Origin of the sequence: Streptomyces sp. NPDC060035, from assembly GCF_042736635.1 — a bacterium.
Classification (GTDB): Bacteria; Actinomycetota; Actinomycetes; order Streptomycetales; family Streptomycetaceae; genus Streptomyces.
Window position 1 is genome coordinate 65740 of the sequence record NZ_JBHWVO010000009.1, and the last position, 16870, is coordinate 82609.

The following is a 16870-nucleotide window of genomic DNA, read 5'->3' on the forward strand; positions in this document are numbered from 1 at the left end:
GGATGCCGCGCGGGTAGTCCTTGTGCCATGACTTCATCTGAAGCGCTGCTTCCCAGCACCAGGCGTGCTCTGCTCCACCGCGTTGCCGTTGCGCAGTCCGAAGGGCGTGCCCCCTCAGTCGTCGCCGCCGTTCAGCGCGAGAGGCAGGTGGCCTGGAGCGGCTCGCGCAGCTGCGTCGACGGCCATGCCCCCGATGCCGATACACAGTTCAGAATCGGCTCCCTCACCAAGACGTTCACCGCTGTTCTGGTGCTGCGCCTGCGTGACGAAGGTCTGCTCGATCTGGACGACCCCCTGGAGAAACATCTCTCCGGCACGGGAGTCGGGAAGGTCACCATCTTCCAACTGCTGGGCCACAGTGCAGGACTGGCCGCGGAAACGCCCGCACCTTGGTGGGAGCGGACACCGGGTACTGCTCGGCCCGAGCTTGCCGACGTTCTGGGTGAGCAGCCGCAGCTGCATCCGGCCGGGCGCAGTCACCACTACTCCAACCCCGGCTACACACTGCTCGGTTCCCTCATCGAGGCGCTGCGAGGTGCCGCCTGGGCCGAGGTGCTGCACCGTGAGATTCTTGAACCGCTGGGGATGGTTCGTACGACTCCGCAGCCGCAGGCCCCGCATGCGGGAGGCTGGGCGGTCCATCCGTGGGCAGACGTCATGCTTCCCGAGCCGGCCGAGGACCTCGGCTTGATGGCACCGGCCGGCCAGCTCTGGTCGACCACCACCGATCTCCTCCGGTTCGCGTCCTTCCTCGCGCGGGGGGACGACCGTGTGCTCCGTGCCTCGTCCGTCGAAGAGATGCGTGCGCCCGCGGCTCCTCCCGAAGAGGGTGACTGGGGCGGCACGTACGGTCTTGGCCTGCAGGCCGTGCGACGGGAAGGCCGAACGCTCCTCGGCCATACAGGGTCGCTTCCGGGCTTCGTCGCCGCACTGTGGTTCAGCGTCGAGGACGATGTGGCCGCCGTGGTGCTCGCCAATGCCACTTCCGGCCCGCTCACCGCCACGGTCGCCGCGGACCTCGTGCAGATCGTCGCCGAAGCGGAGCCGAAGATCCCGGAGCCTTGGCGTCCGCTGCCCGACGTCGACGAGGAGCTGCTGGCGCTGACCGGCCCCTGGTACTGGGGCACTCACGCCTACACCCTGAAGCTGGCCGCGGAGCGCGGCCTGGAGCTTCAGCCCTTGCGCGGTGCCGGTCGCGGTGCCCGATTCCGTGCATGTCCGGACGGCACGTGGACCGGCCTCAATGGTTACTACGCGGGGGAGACACTCCGGGTCGTGCGCGCCGATGACGGCACCGTGGATCATCTCGACCTCGGGTCGTTCGCCTTCACGCGGGAGCCCTACGACACGAGGGTGGCGATTCCCGGTGGTGTGGCCGAGGGCGGCTGGCGAGGACTTGCCATCTGAGCGTCGTGGCGGTGTTTCACGTGAAACGCCGACTGTGGGCGACGGACGGCTCAGGCCGACAGCGCGCGCTCCAGCGGGGTGCGGAAGCGCGGTGTGATCCGGGCATCGCCCACCAAGGCCGACAGCCGAGATGCCTCGGCCCCAATGAGCTCAGAGGCATCCCGGCCCACGTCGGACAGGAGCCGCCACACCGGCTCGCCGTCCGCTCGTTGTGCCCAGCCGCCCACGATTTCGCCGTTCCACCACACCGTGGGGCCGATGTTGCCTGCTCGGTCCAAGAGCGCCGCACGGTGGCCGGCCGCCAGGTGGAAGCTCCGGTCGCTCCAGCCCATGGCGCTCGGATCGAGGCTGGGCAGCAGCGCCGCCCAAGGTTCCAGGGGCTGTTCCGGCGCCACGTCGCCCGACGCGACCCAGCCGGAGGCTCCATTGTCGAGCAGCACCTCCTCCGCATCGGCGGCGCCCAGCGCCTTGCGCGTCTCACGGAGGCCCCAGCCCGTCCACCACTTCAGGTCGGCTTCGGTCGCGGGACCGTACGCGCGGAGCCAGCGCCGGGCCACCTCCGCCTGTGCCTCGGCGATCACGGACGTGGGCCAGGGCTCAGCGGCCGTCCAGCGGAACTGACTGGAAGTCCACGAACCACGGGGACGGCCCCGGCGGATGCGTCCGTCGGCGGCCAGGACGCGGATGACCCGGGAGGCGACCCCTTGCACCGTCTCCTGCCTCGTACCCGGGAAGACGGTGATCTTTGTGCGCAGGGCGGTTACAGCAGCGGAGAGCTCGCTCCCCGTGGCCTGGCCGCGCGTGGCCAGGGCGGCCAGCGTCTCCTGCTCGGTGGCGGTGAGCCAGGTTTCGTCCAGCCCGTTGCCGTCCGCCCGCAGATGCTTGAGCAGGGTGCGGCGTTCCTTGGCAGCCACGGCCCGCGCATTCGACGCGTCGATGGAAGGCGCAACGTCCGTCGACATGGTGAACAAGGTGTTCCGCATGGCGAGCAGGCGCACCAGTGAGACGTCCTCGTACAGTGCGCGCTCCACTGCCCCGACACTCGCGTCGGACAGCCGGGCACACACGGAGAGGAAGACCGTGGCAGCGTCGGTGGCGTGCAGGGCCACGACTGCGTCGGCTGCGGCTACGACGGAGGCAGCCCGCACGGACGGGGCCAGCAGATGCCGCCTGCCCAGCCTGGCCCGACGCTGGTGGTCATCGATGCGGTGCATTGCTCCCCTGGGGGTGGAGACTTTCCGGGTTCAGAGCGCGAGCTTGAAGCCCACATGGCTCGCGGTGAAGCCGAGCCGCTCGTAGAAGCGATGGGCATCGGTACGGGAGGCATCGGATGTCAGCTGCACCAACTGGCACTTCTGGCGCCGTGATTCGTCGACGGCCCACTGGATCAGCTGAGTGCCGAGGCCGCTGCCGCGCTCATCGGCGTGGATGCGGACGCCCTCGATGATCGAGCGTGTCGAACCGCGCCGCGACAACCCGGGGATCACCGTGAGCTGCAGCGTCCCCACGACGCGCTTGTCGCGCACGGCGACGACGAGACGCTGGTTGGAGTCGTCGGCCAGTCGCCGGAATGCGGCGTGGTACGGGGCGAGGTCGTCCGGTGACTCGCGCTGCGCACCGAGCGCGTCGTCGGCGAGCATGGCCACGACGGCCGGGATGTCGGCGAGGACAGCGGCACGTATTGCGATATCGCTCATGATCGGCAGACTACGCAACTCACCGGCTCAGGCGGGGACCTTGAGTGCTTCGACCGTCCTGACCAGCGGGGCGAGCTCCGGGTTCTTCGCGGCCTCGTCCAAGGCGGTGCGCAGCGCCGTGTCGTTGGTCGGTCTGGCCTCGCCGAGCAGCGAGAGACCGGCCTCGGTGACATCGGTGTAGATGCCTCGCCGGTCCGTGTCGCACAGATACCGGGTCAGCAGGCCACGGTCCTCGAGCCGGGTGACCAGCCGGGTGGTGGCGCTCTGGCTCAGCACCACGGCGTCGGCCACCTGCTTCATCTGGAGATGGCCACCCGTGCCGCTGTGCTGGCGGCTCAGGACGTCGAGCAGTGAGTACTCGCGCACGCTGAGGCCGTGCCGGGACTGCAGAGCCCGCTCGATGTGGGCCTCGATCTTTCCGTGGAGCAGGGAGAGGGCGCACCAGCCCTGGGAGAGGGCGGTCAGCGCGGGATCTGTCGCGGTCATGTGTCTCTCCTCCGTGCGGAGCTGCTTGCGTCCAGGATAGGGCACATACGCAATAGCCCGCGCTTGCAATTAACCAGCGTCTGCAATTATTGTCAACGCTTGTAAGGCGCAGACGCAATCTTCAGGGAAGGTGAAACCCATGCCGCTCGCGCTCCTCGCCCTCGCCATTGGGGCATTCGGTATCGGAACCACCGAGTTCGTGATCATGGGGTTGCTCCCCGATGTTGCGGCGGACTTCCAGGTCTCGATCCCCACCGCAGGTTTTCTGGTCACGGGCTACGCCCTCGGAGTGGTCCTCGGCGCTCCGCTGATGACGGTGCTTGGCACCCGGGTCACCCGCAAACGCATGTTGATGCTCCTGATGGGGCTGTTCATCGTGGGTAACGTGGTGTCCGCACTCGCCCCCGTATTCGGCGTGATGCTCGCCGGACGTGTCATCGCCTCGCTCGCCCACGGAGCCTTCTTCGGCATCGGATCGGTCGTTGCCGCCGACCTGGTCGCCCCGCAGAAGAAGGCCGGTGCCATCGCCATGATGTTCACCGGGCTCACCGTCGCCAACGTCGTCGGGGTTCCCCTGGGTACCTTCATCGGTCAGAGTGTCGGCTGGCGGACCACGTTCTTCATCGTCGCCGGACTCGGTGTCATCGGCCTTCTCGGTGTGGCGAAGCTCGTACCCGAGCAGCCCAGGCCCGAGGGCGTAAGGATCCGCCACGAGCTGGCCGCCTTCCGCAAGGTGCAGGTGCTGCTCGCCATGGCGATGACGGTTCTGGGCTTCGGCGGTGTCTTCGCGGCGATCACCTACATCACCCCGATGATGACCGAGATCGCCGGCTATTCGCCGTCCTCCGTCACCTGGCTGCTGGTCCTGTTCGGGCTCGGCATGGTCGGCGGCAATCTGCTCGGCGGAAAGTTCGCCGACCGTCACCTGATGCCGCTGCTGTACGTGTCGCTCGGCGCTCTCGCCGTGGTCCTGGCGCTGTTCACGCTGACCGCTCACGACAAGATCGCTGCCGCCGCCACCGTCTTCCTCATCGGGGGGCTGGGCTTCGCGACCGTGCCACCGCTCCAGAAGCGCGTCCTCGATCAGGCCGCGGGCGCACCCACCCTTGCCTCCGCCGTGAACATCGGGGCCTTCAACCTTGGGAACGCGCTGTCGGCGTGGCTCGGCGGAATAGTCATCGCGGCCGGGCTCGGATACACCGCACCCAACTGGGTCGGCGCCGTTCTCGCGGCTTCGGCGCTGGTCCTCGCCATCGTCTCCGGCGCACTCGAGCGCCGCACAGGCGCCCGTAGCCGGCTCGTCGCCGAGCGCGCCCCCGAGCCGGCCGCTGTCGCCGTCGGCCGGCACTGACGCCCGCCACATCCAGCTCCACCCCCGCACCCCCGCACCCCCGCCCCTCCGTACCTCTGCACCTCCGTACCTCTGCACCAGGGAGTCGTCCCCCATGAGCACCACCACCTCCTTCGCCCCGCTGACCATCCAGGACGCGGAAGCCCTCGTGGACACCGCCCGTCGTGTTGCCGAGGCGGCCGGCGTGACCGTGGCTGTCACCGTCCTGGACGCAGGCGGTCATCTGCTGTCCTTCCGTCGCGACGACCGGGCCGTCCTCATCGCCGGAGAGACCAGTACCCGCAAGGCGTACACCGCCCTGCAGTTGAACGCCCCCACGGCTGACCTGGTCGAAGCTGTCCAGCCCGGCGGCCTCTTCCACATGCTGCCGACCGCACTCGATCGTCCGCTGCTCTTCATTGCCGGCGGTGTCCCCGTCCATCGCGGCGGTCGTCTCATAGGTGCCGTCGGCGTCGGTGGAGGCGCACCCGAGCAGGACCACGGGTTCGCGACCGCCGCCGTCGAGTCCCTCGTCTGAGGGCTCCCGCCGCGCGAACACCGGCAACGCTGCTGACTGCCCTCGGGGGCCCGCGATTCGCGGGCCCCCGAGGTGTGCGTCAGGTCTTTGACGCACGCAGGCGCCGGCCCCGCCGGGTCGGCCCCCACGGCTTCAGCACCGAGATCGCGGTGATGAAGAGGTAGGTGGCCGTTGCCACCGAGGGTGCGATGACCAGATCGATGTCTGCGACACCCTGGGCCGCGGCTTCGTTGATGCCGGGGCGGAGCGAGAAGATCGACAGCCCGGCCGTGACCAGAGTCAGCCAGAACTTCGTCCAGACCCAGCGATGCCTTGCCAGGCCCCAGGGGGTGCCGAGCGACAGTACGAGGCCGCTCAGGAGGGAGAGCAGGGCAACCGGCACGACCAGCCAGTCACCGAAGATCTTCATGGCACGGGTGGCGGCCTCCGCCGTCGAGGTGTCACCGGTGAGGAACGCGGTGAGGCCGAGGGTCAGCAGCCCGACCGTGAGGCCCAGCCAGCTCACGGAAACGGCGACATGGGCGACGAGCAGGCTCCGGCGAAGAGGGCGATTGAGTGGTTTCACGTGAAACACGGTGCCAAGCATGGAGCGAGCGGTCATCCGACGGCGGGAGTATCCGCATGTACTGGCCTCGGCGTACGGACGGCCGTGGTGCCGGTGTGCCGGGCCGTCTCAGCCCAGGTCGGGCGCATGCATCGCCCGTACTCCCTCGATGTTGCCGTCCAGGTAGTGACGCAAGGACAGCGGCACCAGATGCACGGCTGCGATGCCGACCCGGCTGAAGGGCACCCGCACGATTTCGTACTCCCCACAGGGGTCTTCGATCTCGGGGCCGTGCCGTCGTGACGGATCCATGGATTCCAGCCGACAGACGAAGAAGTGCTGCACCTTCACCCCTTTGACGCCGCCACCCGCGATGTGTTCCACGGTATCGACGAAGCAGGGCACGACATCGACGATCTTGGCGCCGAGCTCTTCGTCGACCTCGCGGTGCAGGGCTTCGACGACGGTGGCGTCCTCAGGCTCGACGCCGCCACCGGGGGTGAGCCAGTACGGATCCACCCCTGGCTTGGTGCGCTTGATGAGGATGAGGTCATCGCCGTCGAGCAGGACGGCGCGTGCGGTGCGCTTGACCACAGGACGTTCGGTCATGGCAAGAGAGTGGCCCACGAAACGCGATCTGAAACTCCTGCAGGCCGACCGGTCACCAGCCGACGGCAGCACGCACCAGGCACTCGTGCGCCCGCGCAATGTGCGGGAGCGCCAGTGTGCCGGTCCGCACGGCAAGGAAATAGGTCCGCAGTGGCGGTACGGGCGGGTCGAGGAGCGCCACGACCTCGCCCCGCTCCAGCGCGTCCTCGCAGAGGTAGCGGGGCAGTACGGCGAGACCGGCGCCCGCCGCCGCACACTGCAGAACCGCTCGTAGATCCGGCGCGATCACCGTGGCGGAAGCGGCGGGTCTGCTGTCGAACACGGCGGCCCAGTACCGGGACACCAGGGGGAGGCTCTCGTGCACTTCGACCACCGGAAGCTGTTCCAGCACCACTGAGCCCTTGTGCCGCAGGGTTCCGGGCCCCAGCCGCCCGGCCCAGCGTGGCGCCGCTACCAGGACGTGCTCCTCGTCGCAGAGGGTCGTCGACGTGAAGAGTCCTCCCCGTGGGCGAGCGGTCGTGATGGCCAGGTCGTGGTGACCGGCGGCCAGTCCTTCCAGCGTGTCCTCGGCATTGCCGTTGAATGTGCTGCGCAGCGCGATGCCCTGGGAGATCAGGGGGGTGAGCGCGGGCAGCGCGCGTACGGCGGTGAACTCCGGGGGCCCGGCCAGATGGAGGGTGCGCACCCCTGGCTCGTCGTCGAGGCCCACCTCGGCGATCTCGACCAGCGCGTCCAGATGAGGCGCGGCCCGGTGCGCGAGCTCGTCGCCGATGGTGGTCGGGGTGACACCGCGGGCCCTGCGCAGAAAGAGCGGGCGGCCCAGCTGCCTCTCCAGCGTGCGTATCTGAGAAGTGACAGCGGGCTGGGACAGCCCGAGCAGCGCGGCAGCCCGGGTGAAGGATCCGGCCCGGTGCACCGTGACGAATGTGCGCAGCAGGGCCAGGTCCATGGCTTGCATCTCCCACCCTCGCGACGCTCGGAACCGCATAACTGGAACGCTCAACTATAAATATGTCGATAGGTAGCTGTCGCTACTGTGATTGGACACTGACGCTGAGTCAATTAGCCTGGTGCAGGCGGTTCTTCGCGCAAGGAACCGGGGTGGTCCGAGCCAAGAGGGGGGAGGCTCGGACCACCCGTCCCGAGCAGGACCGGCCAGGCGGACGGGGACGCCTGTCCCGGGCCGGTCCTGCCGGACCGCAGGTCTCCTTCAGGGCGGTCCTGCTGGTTGTCAGCGGGCGGCCTCGTCGAGCGCGCGCTCCACATCGGCCAGCAGATCCGCGGGGTCCTCGGCTCCGACCGAGAAACGGATGAAGCCTTCCGGGACAGCGTCGCCGCCCCAGCGCGCCCGGCGCTCGGCGGTGGAGCGCACGCCGCCGAAACTCGTCGCGTCGTCGACCAGACGCAGTCCGGCCAGGAAGCGTTCGGCAGTCCCCTCGTCCGCCAGCGTGAACGAGACCACGGAGCCGAAGCGCCGCATCTGCCGCACGGCCGTCGGGTACGAGGAGTCGGTGGGCAGTCCGGGGTAGCGCAGCCCGGCCACCTCCGTTCGCTTGGTCAGCGCCTCGGCGAGCGCCAGCGCGGTGCTGCACTGCCGGTCGATCCGCAGCTGCAGCGTGGCCAGAGAGCGGTGCGCGAGCCAGGCCTCCATGGGGCCGGGGATCGCGCCGACGACCTTGCGCCAGCGTCGTACGCCCGCGGACAGCTGCGGATCCCGGCAGGTCACATGGCCGAGCAGGATGTCGCCGTGCCCGGTCATCCCCTTCGTGTCACTGGCGACCGAGAAGTCCGCGCCCAGCTCCAAGGGGCGCTGGCCGAGGGCGGTGGCCAGCGTGTTGTCGACCGCGACCAGAACACCCGCCGTGTGTGCTGCCGCGACGAGCCGGCGCACGTCGCAGACATCGAGCCCCGGGTTCGACGGGGTCTCGATCCACAGCAGCTTCGCCCCGTCGAGGACCTCCAGCTGGGCGTCGTCCCCCGTCGGCGCGGTCCGTACCTCGACGCCGAATGCCTCCAGTTGCTGCCGCACCAGGGGGAGCGCCTGGTAGCCGTCATCCGGGAGCACGACGACGTCACCGGTGCGCGCCTGGGACAGCAGCACGGCCGAGACGGCCGCCATTCCGGAGGCGAAGACCGTGGTCTCGACCGACTCCCCCGGCGCCTCCAGCTCGCTGATGGCCCGCTCCAGATGGGTCCACGTCGGGTTCGCCTCCCGGCCGTAGGTATAGGGGCCGACGGGCTCGCCCGACAGATGGAAGTGCGCGGCGAAAACGGGCCCGGGCAGCGTGGGTTCGTACTGCACCGGTTCGGGAAGTCCTGCTCGTACGGCCCGCGTCCCGTCGCCCATGGTGCTCATCTGTTCTTTCCTCGTTTCTCTCCCCGGTGTCACACCGGTCCTGCCCGCACTCTTTCAGTAGGGGGTGGATCAGTCCTCGTCGGGCAGCACGACGTTGAGTGCCCAGGACACGACCGAGATGATGAGGCCACCGAGGACAGCGGTCCAGAAGCCGTCGACCTGGAAGCTCAGGTCGAAGACGTCGGCCAGCCATGAGGTCAGCATCAGCATCAGGGCATTGACCACCAGGGTGATCAGCCCGAGGGTCAGAATGAAAAGTGGCAGCGTGAGCAGCTGTACCACCGGCTTGACGACGAAATTGACCAGGCCGAAGAGCAGGGCGACCACGATCAGTGTGAGCACCTTGCGCCCGGTGTCGTCGCCGGTGAGCGTGATGTCCTTGAGCAGCCAGATGGCCACGGCCAGCGCACCCGCGTTGGCGATCGTCTTGACTACGAAATTCTTCATGTGTCTGATCGTGGCAGACGTGATCTCTGTCGAACACCGGCAGAACAGACGAGAACAGATGCAAGGGGCGGACAGGCGATGAAGGCATTCAGACTGGACGAGCTGGAGGCGGAGCGGGCCGCCAACGACGGCGCCTACCTGCAGTTTGTCCGGGAACGCAACATGTCCGTCGGTCTGTACGCACTGGATGCCGGCGAGCTCGACCCCCAGCAGCCGCACAATCAGGACGAGGTCTACTTCGTCGTGAGCGGTCGCGCCGCGATCACCGTCGGCATGGAGACCACAACGGTGGGCAGGGGGAGCGTCGTGTACGTTCCCGCCGGTACAGCCCATAAGTTCCACCACATCACCGAGGACCTCCGGGTGATGGTGGTCTTCTCTCCGCCGGAGAGCTGAGCCGGCGCCTCGGGGTTCCCTAGGGGATCGGTCAGGGGACTTCAAGGGCTCCCGGGGCCCCGCCGGCCACCCCCACGCCTCTAGCATCGAGGCAAGAACTCACAGAGACGAGGTAAGGACCATGGCGGTGCGGGAGATTTTCGCGGGGATGCCCTGGTGGGTGAAGTGGGTCGCGGTGCCTCTCATCGCGATCGTCGTGTTCGGTGGCCTCATCGCCAGCGTGGTCGGGTTCGTGATCGGTCTGCTGTTCAAGGCGCTGGTCTTCGTCGTCCTGGTCGGTGGCCTGGTCTTCGTCGTCCGGAAGTTCATGGCGTCGTCCTCACGCAGCGACTGGTAGGAACGCGGGACGGTGGCGGGGACAGCCGGGCGGGTGAGGGCCGGGAGCCGGGCCGTAGATACGGCGATTAGCCCAGCTGAGCTAAGTCCAGGATGAAACCTCACCCGTGACGGATGGTGCCGATACAGTGGCAGACCGCTGCCGTCGGCTGGGAAATGACTGCCCGTCACCGTCCTGACCAGTGGTTTGTGCGACCGCCCGGTCTCCGGACCCCCGGCTCGCGGCGGGCCCGTGGGGGCGGCCCCCGCGGGAGGGCTGAACGCCCGTCACCATGCCTGGGGGTGACCTTTGACCACGGCATCGAGTACCGCTGTCCCGACGTTGATCGGTTCGGTTCAGCGGGCGTTGCGACTGCTGGAGGCTGTGGGTGCCCATCAGGAAGGGGCGCCGGCGAAGCAGCTCGCACGGGAAGCGGGGCTTCCTCTTCCCACTGCCTACCACCTGCTGCGCACCCTGACCCATGAGGGCTATCTCCGCAGGGAGAACGGCGTCTTCCTGTTCGGTGCCGCTGCCGAGCGCCTCGTCGGAGGCAGGGCGGCCGCACCTCGCCGCGGTGTGATCATCGAATCGCTCGCACACTGGGCCGACGTCATCGGCGCGCCTGTGTACTGCGCCGTCTACCGCGACGGCGAGATCGACCTCGTCGCGGTGGCGGACACCCCCGACTTTCCCGCCGTCGACGAGTGGGCCGCCTTCCGTGAGACCGGCCATGCCCATGCCCTCGGTCAGTGCCTGTTGAGTCAGCTCGACGAGAGGGCGCGCGAGGATCATCTGGACCGTCACCCTGTGCAACCACTGACGCGCTACTCCGTAAGGGATCGCTCGGCGTTTCTCGACCGGATGAGATCAATGAACCGTATGGAACCTGTCATTGAACGACAGGAATACGCATTGGGGACGGTCTGTGCGGCCATCCCGATCACCGTCGGGTCCGCCGTGGCGGCCATGGCCATTTCGCTACCCCTGAACCAAGAGGAACGGTTGCTCCCCGCAGTCGAACAACTACGCTGTGAAGTGATGAGCTTCTTGCGCTCGTTCGTGTTCTCTATCAGTATCTGAAAAATCACTCCTTGTGATCTGCTATCGCGTGCACCACGATGGCGTCAATAGGGCCATGGGGGATCATTCCTGGCCAGATTCATCTACTGCGGGGTTGAACGATGCGCGAGTCGGTTCAAGCAGAGGTCATGATGAGCTTCCTCGTCTCGGAGGAGCTTTCGTTCCGTATTCCGGTGGAGCTCCGCTACGAGGTGGGCGATCCGTACGCGATCCGGATGACCTTCCACCTGCCGGGTGACGCCCCCGTCACCTGGGCCTTCGGCCGTGAGCTGCTGCTCGACGGTCTCAACAACCCGAGCGGCGACGGCGATGTGCACATCGGCCCGACCGAGCCCGAGGGGCTCTCGGATGTACACATCCGGCTTCAGGTCGGCACGGATCGTGCGCTCTTCCGGGCCGGCACGGCGCCTCTTGTGGCATTTCTCGACCGCACGGACAAACTGGTGCCACTGGGACAGGAGCACACGCTGGGTGACTTCGACGGCAATCTGGAAGAGGCGCTGGGCCGCATCCTTGCCAAGGAACAGAACGCCGGCTGAACAGGGGCCACCTGCTGAACAGGCAACACCGGTGCCACGTGGGCCCGGTGTTCGCGCTCACGCCTTACGGCGTCGGCCCCTCCCGGTCCGTACGGGGACAGGAGCTCCGGCTTCCGCGCCGAGCCCCGTGCGGTCCGCGGAGACCACCAGGGCCGCGAGCACCGTCGTCACCGGCACCGAGGCGACCAGCCCGATCGATCCGACCAGGGTCCGGACGATCTCCATGGCGACCAGTTCGCTGCTGGCCACCGTTCCCACGCTGCTCTGGGCGATCGAGAAGAGCAGCAGCAGGGGCAGTGCGGCGCCCGCGTAAGCGAGAACCAGCGTATTGACGACCGAGGCGATGTGGTCGCGCCCGATCCTGATGCCTGCCCGGTAGAGCCCCCGCACGCCCATCGTCGGGTCTGCCTGGTGCAGTTCCCAGACCGCCGACGTCTGGGTGACGGTCACGTCGTCGAGCACCCCGAGCGAGCCGATGATGACACCGGCCAGCAGCAGGCCGCTCATGTCGATGTCCGGGTACAGCCCGTGAATCAGTCCGGTGTTGTCATCCGTGTTGCCGCTCAGACGTGCCCAGCCGATGAAGAGGGAGCCCAGCAGTCCGATCAGCAGCAGCGAGATGAGCGTGCCGATGACGGCCACGGATGTGCGTGCGGTCGGTCCGTGGCACATGTAGAGGGCGATCAGCATGATGGCGCTGGCCCCGATCACCGCGACGACCAGCGGATTCGAGCCCTGCAGGATCGCCGGCAGAATGAACAGCGTCAGCACGGCGAACGAGACCGCGAGTGCGATCAGCGCCATCAGTCCGCGCAGCCTGCCCACCACGATCACCGCGAGGGCGAAGATCCCGGCCAGCAGAGCCATCGGGAACGTACGGTCCACGTCGGTCACCGAGTACTGCAGATCGTGGGGCGCGTCGGGCGCGTACGCCACAACCACCCCTTGGCCGTCCTGCAGTTGCCTGGAGGCGTCGGGCTGGATGATCTCGACGAACGTACGGCCCTTGTCCTTGCCGCTCGTCACCTCGATCGTGGCCTTCTTGCACAGCCCCGACTGTTCGTCGACGGCCTCGCGCCCCGAGGGCGTCGAGGTGTCACCGGTCGGTGGCACCTGTGCGGCATTCACGTCCGCGCAGTCCACCTTGTCGATCTTCACCACCTTGCCCTGCTGGGTCTGCCGGTCGAAGCCGACACCCGTGCGCTCGTGGGAGGGGGCGCCGCCCGGCCAGAAGGCCACGAGACCGACAACGACCGCGGCTGCGAACGGGATCAGCACGGCGGCGATGACCTTGCGCAGATGCTTGGACACGGGCGCGGCGGGGCCGTGGCTGTGCGTGTGGCCGGGCGCATGACTCTGTGTGCTGCCGGATTCGGAGCCGTGCGGTTCGGGGGCGCTCGGGGAGGACGTCACCGGGCGATCATCCCAAGAAGCGAAGAGGCCCTCTGGCCAGCACGCCAGCAGGGAGGCTAGCGTGGAGGCACCTTTGCACACGCGGGAGCTCGGAGCACCGGGCTGAGAGGGCGCTGACCTCCGTATATCCGTACGGGACACGCTGCGCCGACCGCCGAACCTGTTACCGGGTAATGCCGGCGTAGGGAGTAGGTCTCATGACCACAGCGGACGCACGCACGCCTGCCTCGAAGCAGAATGCGCAGAACATCCAGAATGCGCAGGACGCGGCGAACAACGAGGCCGGGAAGTCCATCGGCTGGCACAAGGGGTACGTCCAGGGCTCGCGCCCGGACCTCCGGGTGCCGGTCCGTCAGGTGCACCTCACCAACGGCAAGGACGTGACGCTCTACGACACGTCGGGTCCGTACACCGATCCCACCACCGAGACCGATGTCCGCCGTGGGCTCGCTCCCCTGCGGGAGAACTGGATCATCGCCCGCGGCGACACCGAGGAGTACGCGGGCCGCCCCGCACGACCCGAGGACGACGGGCTCAAGCACACATCGCCGCGCGGAGGCCTGCGCAACCTCGACGCGGTCTTCCCCGGCCGCCCCCGCCAGCCCCGCCGCAGTCGCGACGGACAGCCGGTCACCCAACTCGCGTATGCCCGCCGCGGCGAGATCACTCCGGAGATGGAGTACGTCGCGATCCGGGAGAACGTGGAGCCCGAGGTGGTGCGCGAGGAGATCGCGGCGGGACGTGCCGTGCTGCCGGCCAACGTCAACCACCCGGAGATCGAGCCGATGATCATCGGCAAGCGGTTCCTGGTGAAGGTCAACGCCAACATCGGTAACTCCGCGGTCACCTCCTCCATCGAGGAGGAGGTGGACAAGATGACCTGGGCCACCAAGTGGGGTGCCGACACGGTCATGGACCTGTCCACCGGCCGCAACATCCACACCACGCGTGAGTGGGTTCTGCGCAACTCCCCCGTGCCGATCGGCACCGTTCCGCTCTACCAGGCGCTGGAGAAGGTCGACGGCCGGGCGGAGGAGCTGACCTGGGAGATCTACAAGGACACCGTCATCGAGCAGGCCGAGCAAGGCGTCGACTACATGACGGTGCACGCCGGTGTCCGGCTGCCGTACGTCCCGCTGACGGCCCGCCGCAAGACCGGCATCGTGTCCCGAGGCGGCTCGATCATGGCGGCCTGGTGCCTCGCGCACCACAAGGAGTCGTTCCTCTACGAGCACTTCGAGGAGCTCTGCGAGATCCTCGCGGCCTACGACGTGACCTACTCGCTCGGTGACGGACTGCGCCCCGGCTCCATCGCCGACGCCAACGACGAGGCGCAGTTCGCCGAACTGCGCACACTCGGTGAACTGAACTCCGTCGCCAAGCGGTTCGGTGTCCAGACGATGATCGAGGGCCCGGGCCATGTCCCGATGCACAAGATCAAGGAGAACATCGACCTCCAGCAGGAGATCTGCGAAGAGGCGCCGTTCTACACGCTCGGCCCGCTGACCACCGATGTCGCCCCGGCGTACGACCACATCACCTCGGGCATCGGTGCGGCGATGATCGCCTGGTGGGGGACGGCGATGCTCTGCTACGTCACGCCCAAGGAGCACCTGGGGCTGCCGAACAGGGACGACGTGAAGACCGGTGTCATCACCTACAAGATCGCCGCGCACGCGGCGGATCTCGCCAAGGGTCACCCCGGGGCGCAGGACTGGGACGACGCGCTGTCGGACGCCCGGTTCGAATTCCGCTGGGAGGACCAGTTCAATCTGGCGCTCGACCCGGACACGGCACGGGAGTTCCACGACGAGACGCTGCCGGCGGAGCCGGCGAAGACGGCGCACTTCTGCTCGATGTGCGGCCCGAAGTTCTGTTCGATGAAGATCAGCAGGAGCATCACGGAACAGTTCGCCCCCGACTTGCTCCCCTCTGCCTCGGAGGAGGAGATCGAGGCGGGGATGCTGGAGAAGTCCAAGGAGTTCGCCGCGAGCGGCAACAGGGTGTACCTGCCGCTGGCGGACTGACGCCGGGCGAGAACGCAGGAAATCTCGGCGCTGTCCTGGGCGTTACGTGCCCGGGGCGGCGCCGTCCGCCTGTTCATCAGGTTGTCCGCTTTGAGTCCGAAGAGTATGAGCAATGGCCGATTTCACATGATGGCTCCTCTGATGACCTCATTTCAGGGGCCGTTCGGCGTCGATAGGGACACGGAAACGTGGCAGGTCGATGTATGTTTCGGCGGCAGCATGTCCTGGCTTGACCGTTTACTTATCTGTGCCTTACCTTCCGCTGTGCTTGGCCGAAAAGGTGTGCGCCCCGACCGGGGGCGCCAGGGGAGGGAAACACAGTGAGCTGGTACCTGAACGTACTCAAGAACTACGCGGGCTTCAGCGGTCGTGCGCGCCGCAAGGAGTACTGGATGTTCGCGCTCTTCAACGTCATCATCGCCGCGGTTCTGCTCGGCATCGGTGTCGCCATCGAGACGCAGATCCCGTACATCATCTACATCCTCGCCGTGCTGATTCCCTCGCTCGCCGTCGTCGTCCGCCGACTGCACGACACCGGTCGTTCGGGCTGGTGGTTCCTGATCTCGTTCGTCCCGCTCGTGGGCGGCATCATCCTGCTCGTCTTCATGTGCTCCGAGGGCGCGCACGAGGCGAACGAGTACGGCGCGAACCCCAAGCTTGCTCCCCAGGGAGTCTGACGGGGTGCTCCGACCGGGTCGGAGCACCACCGCACACTGAACGCTGAGGCCGGGTGCAGCAGGAGCTGCCCCGGCCTTTGCCGTGCCCGAACGCGACACGGCCGCTGCCGTGCCGGATCGCGACCGGGATCACTCCGGCTGGTGCTCCGGGCCGCCGAAGTCGGGGCTGGTGAAGTCGGGGCTGGTGAAGCTGGGACGCGGCCCGGCCGAGGGGCCGTCCTGCGGACCTGAGAAGTCCGGTCTGCTGTAGCCGATCTTCGGGATCCGGTTCGCCGAGCGGTGCGGGGTCCGCGAGGCCGGCCCCGCGGTCGGGTCGGCCAGGGCGTCCCGCAGGAAGGGCAGGATCCCGCGCTCCAGCAGCGCGTGGCGCCAGGCCTCCCTGGCGCGCGCGACATCCTCGGGCAGCTCCTGCCCGTCGTCCACGGCCGGCAGCGCGGTGGCTCCGTTCCGCAGCGCGGTGATGAGGAGTCCGACCGCGGCGACCAGGATGGCCGCGGCGGCGACCGCCGCGAAGAACCATCCGGCGGTGACCAGGGTGCCGCCGAACGCCAGATCAGGGCTGAGCGCCTTCAGGAGATAGCCGACCAACAGGAATATGAGGGCGGCGGAGCACGCGAGCACCGGGGCCAGCGCGGCGATGACCGCGAGCGTCCCTGCGCCCGCCCGGTCCGCTTCGTCCGGGGCAGGACCGAGGGCGGATTCGTTGCCCGCCGGATCGGCCGGCCCGCGCAGTTCGCCGCGGACCTTCACGTAGTGCTCGTACTCGGTCGCCGCGGCTGCGGTGATCAGAGCCGTGGCGTTCAACGCCATCGTCCGCAGCTGTTCCGTGTTGAGCCGGTCGCCGACACCGTCCAGATCCGGGCGTTCGCGAGCATGACGCAGAGAGTCGGCAAGGATCCGCTCATACTCGGGGCGGTCCTCGGCCAGCAGGTGCGGAGCGCTTTTCATGTGCATCCCCCGATGCTCCGTAGGGCCTGATCGACCGCCTGGGCCGGGCAATCGGGCGGA

19 protein-coding genes and 1 riboswitch are annotated in these 16870 nt (G+C 68.0%); of the genes, 9 read left to right on the forward strand and 10 right to left on the reverse strand.

Annotation, left to right across the window (positions count from 1 at the left end; all coding sequences use genetic code 11):
* Positions 1–27: 27 nt before the first annotated feature.
* Positions 28–1407 carry a serine hydrolase domain-containing protein gene (locus ACFWBQ_RS16470; RefSeq protein ID WP_385488723.1) on the forward strand — a complete coding sequence of 460 codons (1380 nt, stop codon included), beginning with the start codon at positions 28–30 and terminating at the stop codon, positions 1405–1407.
* Between the two features lie 50 nt (positions 1408–1457).
* Here ACFWBQ_RS16470 and ACFWBQ_RS16475 read toward each other — a convergent pair whose 3' ends face one another.
* From ACFWBQ_RS16475 to ACFWBQ_RS16485, 3 genes are read right to left on the reverse strand one after another with little or no spacing between them, the layout of a single operon-like run.
* Positions 1458–2621 (reverse strand): winged helix DNA-binding domain-containing protein, encoded by a 1164-nt coding sequence (locus ACFWBQ_RS16475; protein WP_385488724.1) that lies wholly within the window; start codon positions 2619–2621, stop codon positions 1458–1460.
* Between the two features lie 30 nt (positions 2622–2651).
* Positions 2652–3104, reverse strand: a complete 453-nt coding sequence (locus ACFWBQ_RS16480) for a GNAT family N-acetyltransferase (protein ID WP_385488727.1) — start codon at positions 3102–3104, stop codon at positions 2652–2654.
* 27 nt (positions 3105–3131) lie between these two features.
* A complete protein-coding gene (locus tag ACFWBQ_RS16485) occupies positions 3132–3590 on the reverse strand; it encodes a MarR family winged helix-turn-helix transcriptional regulator (RefSeq protein WP_385488730.1) in 459 nt (152 codons plus the stop codon).
* Positions 3591–3729: 139 nt separating this feature from the next.
* On the opposite strand from ACFWBQ_RS16485, the gene ACFWBQ_RS16490 reads away from it, so the two are divergent.
* Together ACFWBQ_RS16490 and ACFWBQ_RS16495 are read left to right on the forward strand one after the other, a co-directional pair.
* On the forward strand, positions 3730–4941 hold the full coding sequence (locus ACFWBQ_RS16490; protein ID WP_385488733.1) for an MFS transporter: 1212 nt from the start codon (positions 3730–3732) through the stop codon (positions 4939–4941).
* 94 nt (positions 4942–5035) lie between these two features.
* The gene (locus tag ACFWBQ_RS16495; protein WP_385488736.1) at positions 5036–5458 is read left to right on the forward strand and encodes a heme-binding protein; all 423 of its coding nucleotides are present in this window, start codon (positions 5036–5038) and stop codon (positions 5456–5458) included.
* 79 nt (positions 5459–5537) lie between these two features.
* Here ACFWBQ_RS16495 and ACFWBQ_RS16500 read toward each other — a convergent pair whose 3' ends face one another.
* From ACFWBQ_RS16500 to ACFWBQ_RS16520, 5 genes are all read right to left on the reverse strand, one after another.
* Positions 5538–6023, reverse strand: a complete 486-nt coding sequence (locus ACFWBQ_RS16500; protein ID WP_385488738.1) for a DUF2269 domain-containing protein — start codon at positions 6021–6023, stop codon at positions 5538–5540.
* Positions 6024–6131: 108 nt separating this feature from the next.
* Positions 6132–6611 (reverse strand): NUDIX domain-containing protein, encoded by a 480-nt coding sequence (locus ACFWBQ_RS16505; protein WP_385488741.1) that lies wholly within the window; start codon positions 6609–6611, stop codon positions 6132–6134.
* A gap of 52 nt (positions 6612–6663) precedes the next feature.
* Entirely contained in the window at positions 6664–7560 is an 897-nt protein-coding gene (locus ACFWBQ_RS16510) for a LysR family transcriptional regulator (protein ID WP_385489159.1), read from the reverse strand.
* 282 nt (positions 7561–7842) lie between these two features.
* Positions 7843–8967 carry a cystathionine gamma-lyase gene (locus ACFWBQ_RS16515; RefSeq protein WP_385488743.1) on the reverse strand — a complete coding sequence of 375 codons (1125 nt, stop codon included), beginning with the start codon at positions 8965–8967 and terminating at the stop codon, positions 7843–7845.
* A gap of 69 nt (positions 8968–9036) precedes the next feature.
* A complete protein-coding gene (locus tag ACFWBQ_RS16520; RefSeq protein WP_385488746.1) occupies positions 9037–9414 on the reverse strand; it encodes a phage holin family protein in 378 nt (125 codons plus the stop codon).
* 78 nt (positions 9415–9492) lie between these two features.
* On the opposite strand from ACFWBQ_RS16520, the gene ACFWBQ_RS16525 reads away from it, so the two are divergent.
* From ACFWBQ_RS16525 to ACFWBQ_RS16540, 4 genes are all read left to right on the forward strand, one after another.
* Positions 9493–9810 (forward strand): cupin domain-containing protein, encoded by a 318-nt coding sequence (locus tag ACFWBQ_RS16525; protein ID WP_385488748.1) that lies wholly within the window; start codon positions 9493–9495, stop codon positions 9808–9810.
* A gap of 127 nt (positions 9811–9937) precedes the next feature.
* Complete coding sequence (locus ACFWBQ_RS16530; RefSeq protein WP_385488751.1) at positions 9938–10147, forward strand: DUF5326 family protein; 210 nt, start codon at positions 9938–9940, stop codon at positions 10145–10147.
* Between the two features lie 288 nt (positions 10148–10435).
* On the forward strand, positions 10436–11206 hold the full coding sequence (locus tag ACFWBQ_RS16535) for an IclR family transcriptional regulator (RefSeq protein ID WP_385488753.1): 771 nt from the start codon (positions 10436–10438) through the stop codon (positions 11204–11206).
* A 101-nt stretch (positions 11207–11307) separates the two neighbouring features.
* A complete protein-coding gene (locus ACFWBQ_RS16540) occupies positions 11308–11745 on the forward strand; it encodes an SsgA family sporulation/cell division regulator (protein ID WP_329209020.1) in 438 nt (145 codons plus the stop codon).
* A gap of 57 nt (positions 11746–11802) precedes the next feature.
* On the opposite strand, the gene ACFWBQ_RS16545 is transcribed toward ACFWBQ_RS16540, so the two are convergent.
* Positions 11803–13158, reverse strand: coding sequence for a YibE/F family protein (locus ACFWBQ_RS16545; RefSeq protein WP_385488756.1), 1356 nt, complete (start codon positions 13156–13158; stop codon positions 11803–11805).
* Positions 13159–13229: 71 nt separating this feature from the next.
* A riboswitch (TPP riboswitch) is annotated at positions 13230–13363 on the forward strand.
* Between ACFWBQ_RS16545 and thiC the strand changes: the two genes are divergently transcribed.
* Positions 13356–15185, forward strand: coding sequence for a phosphomethylpyrimidine synthase ThiC (gene thiC / locus ACFWBQ_RS16550; protein WP_385488758.1), 1830 nt, complete (start codon positions 13356–13358; stop codon positions 15183–15185). Its footprint overlaps the riboswitch before it by 8 nt.
* 320 nt (positions 15186–15505) lie before the next feature.
* The gene (locus tag ACFWBQ_RS16555) at positions 15506–15862 is read left to right on the forward strand and encodes a DUF805 domain-containing protein (protein ID WP_385488761.1); all 357 of its coding nucleotides are present in this window, start codon (positions 15506–15508) and stop codon (positions 15860–15862) included.
* Positions 15863–15991: 129 nt separating this feature from the next.
* On the opposite strand, the gene ACFWBQ_RS16560 is transcribed toward ACFWBQ_RS16555, so the two are convergent.
* Complete coding sequence (locus ACFWBQ_RS16560; RefSeq protein WP_385488764.1) at positions 15992–16816, reverse strand: hypothetical protein; 825 nt, start codon at positions 16814–16816, stop codon at positions 15992–15994.
* Between the last annotated feature and the right edge of the window lie 54 nt (positions 16817–16870).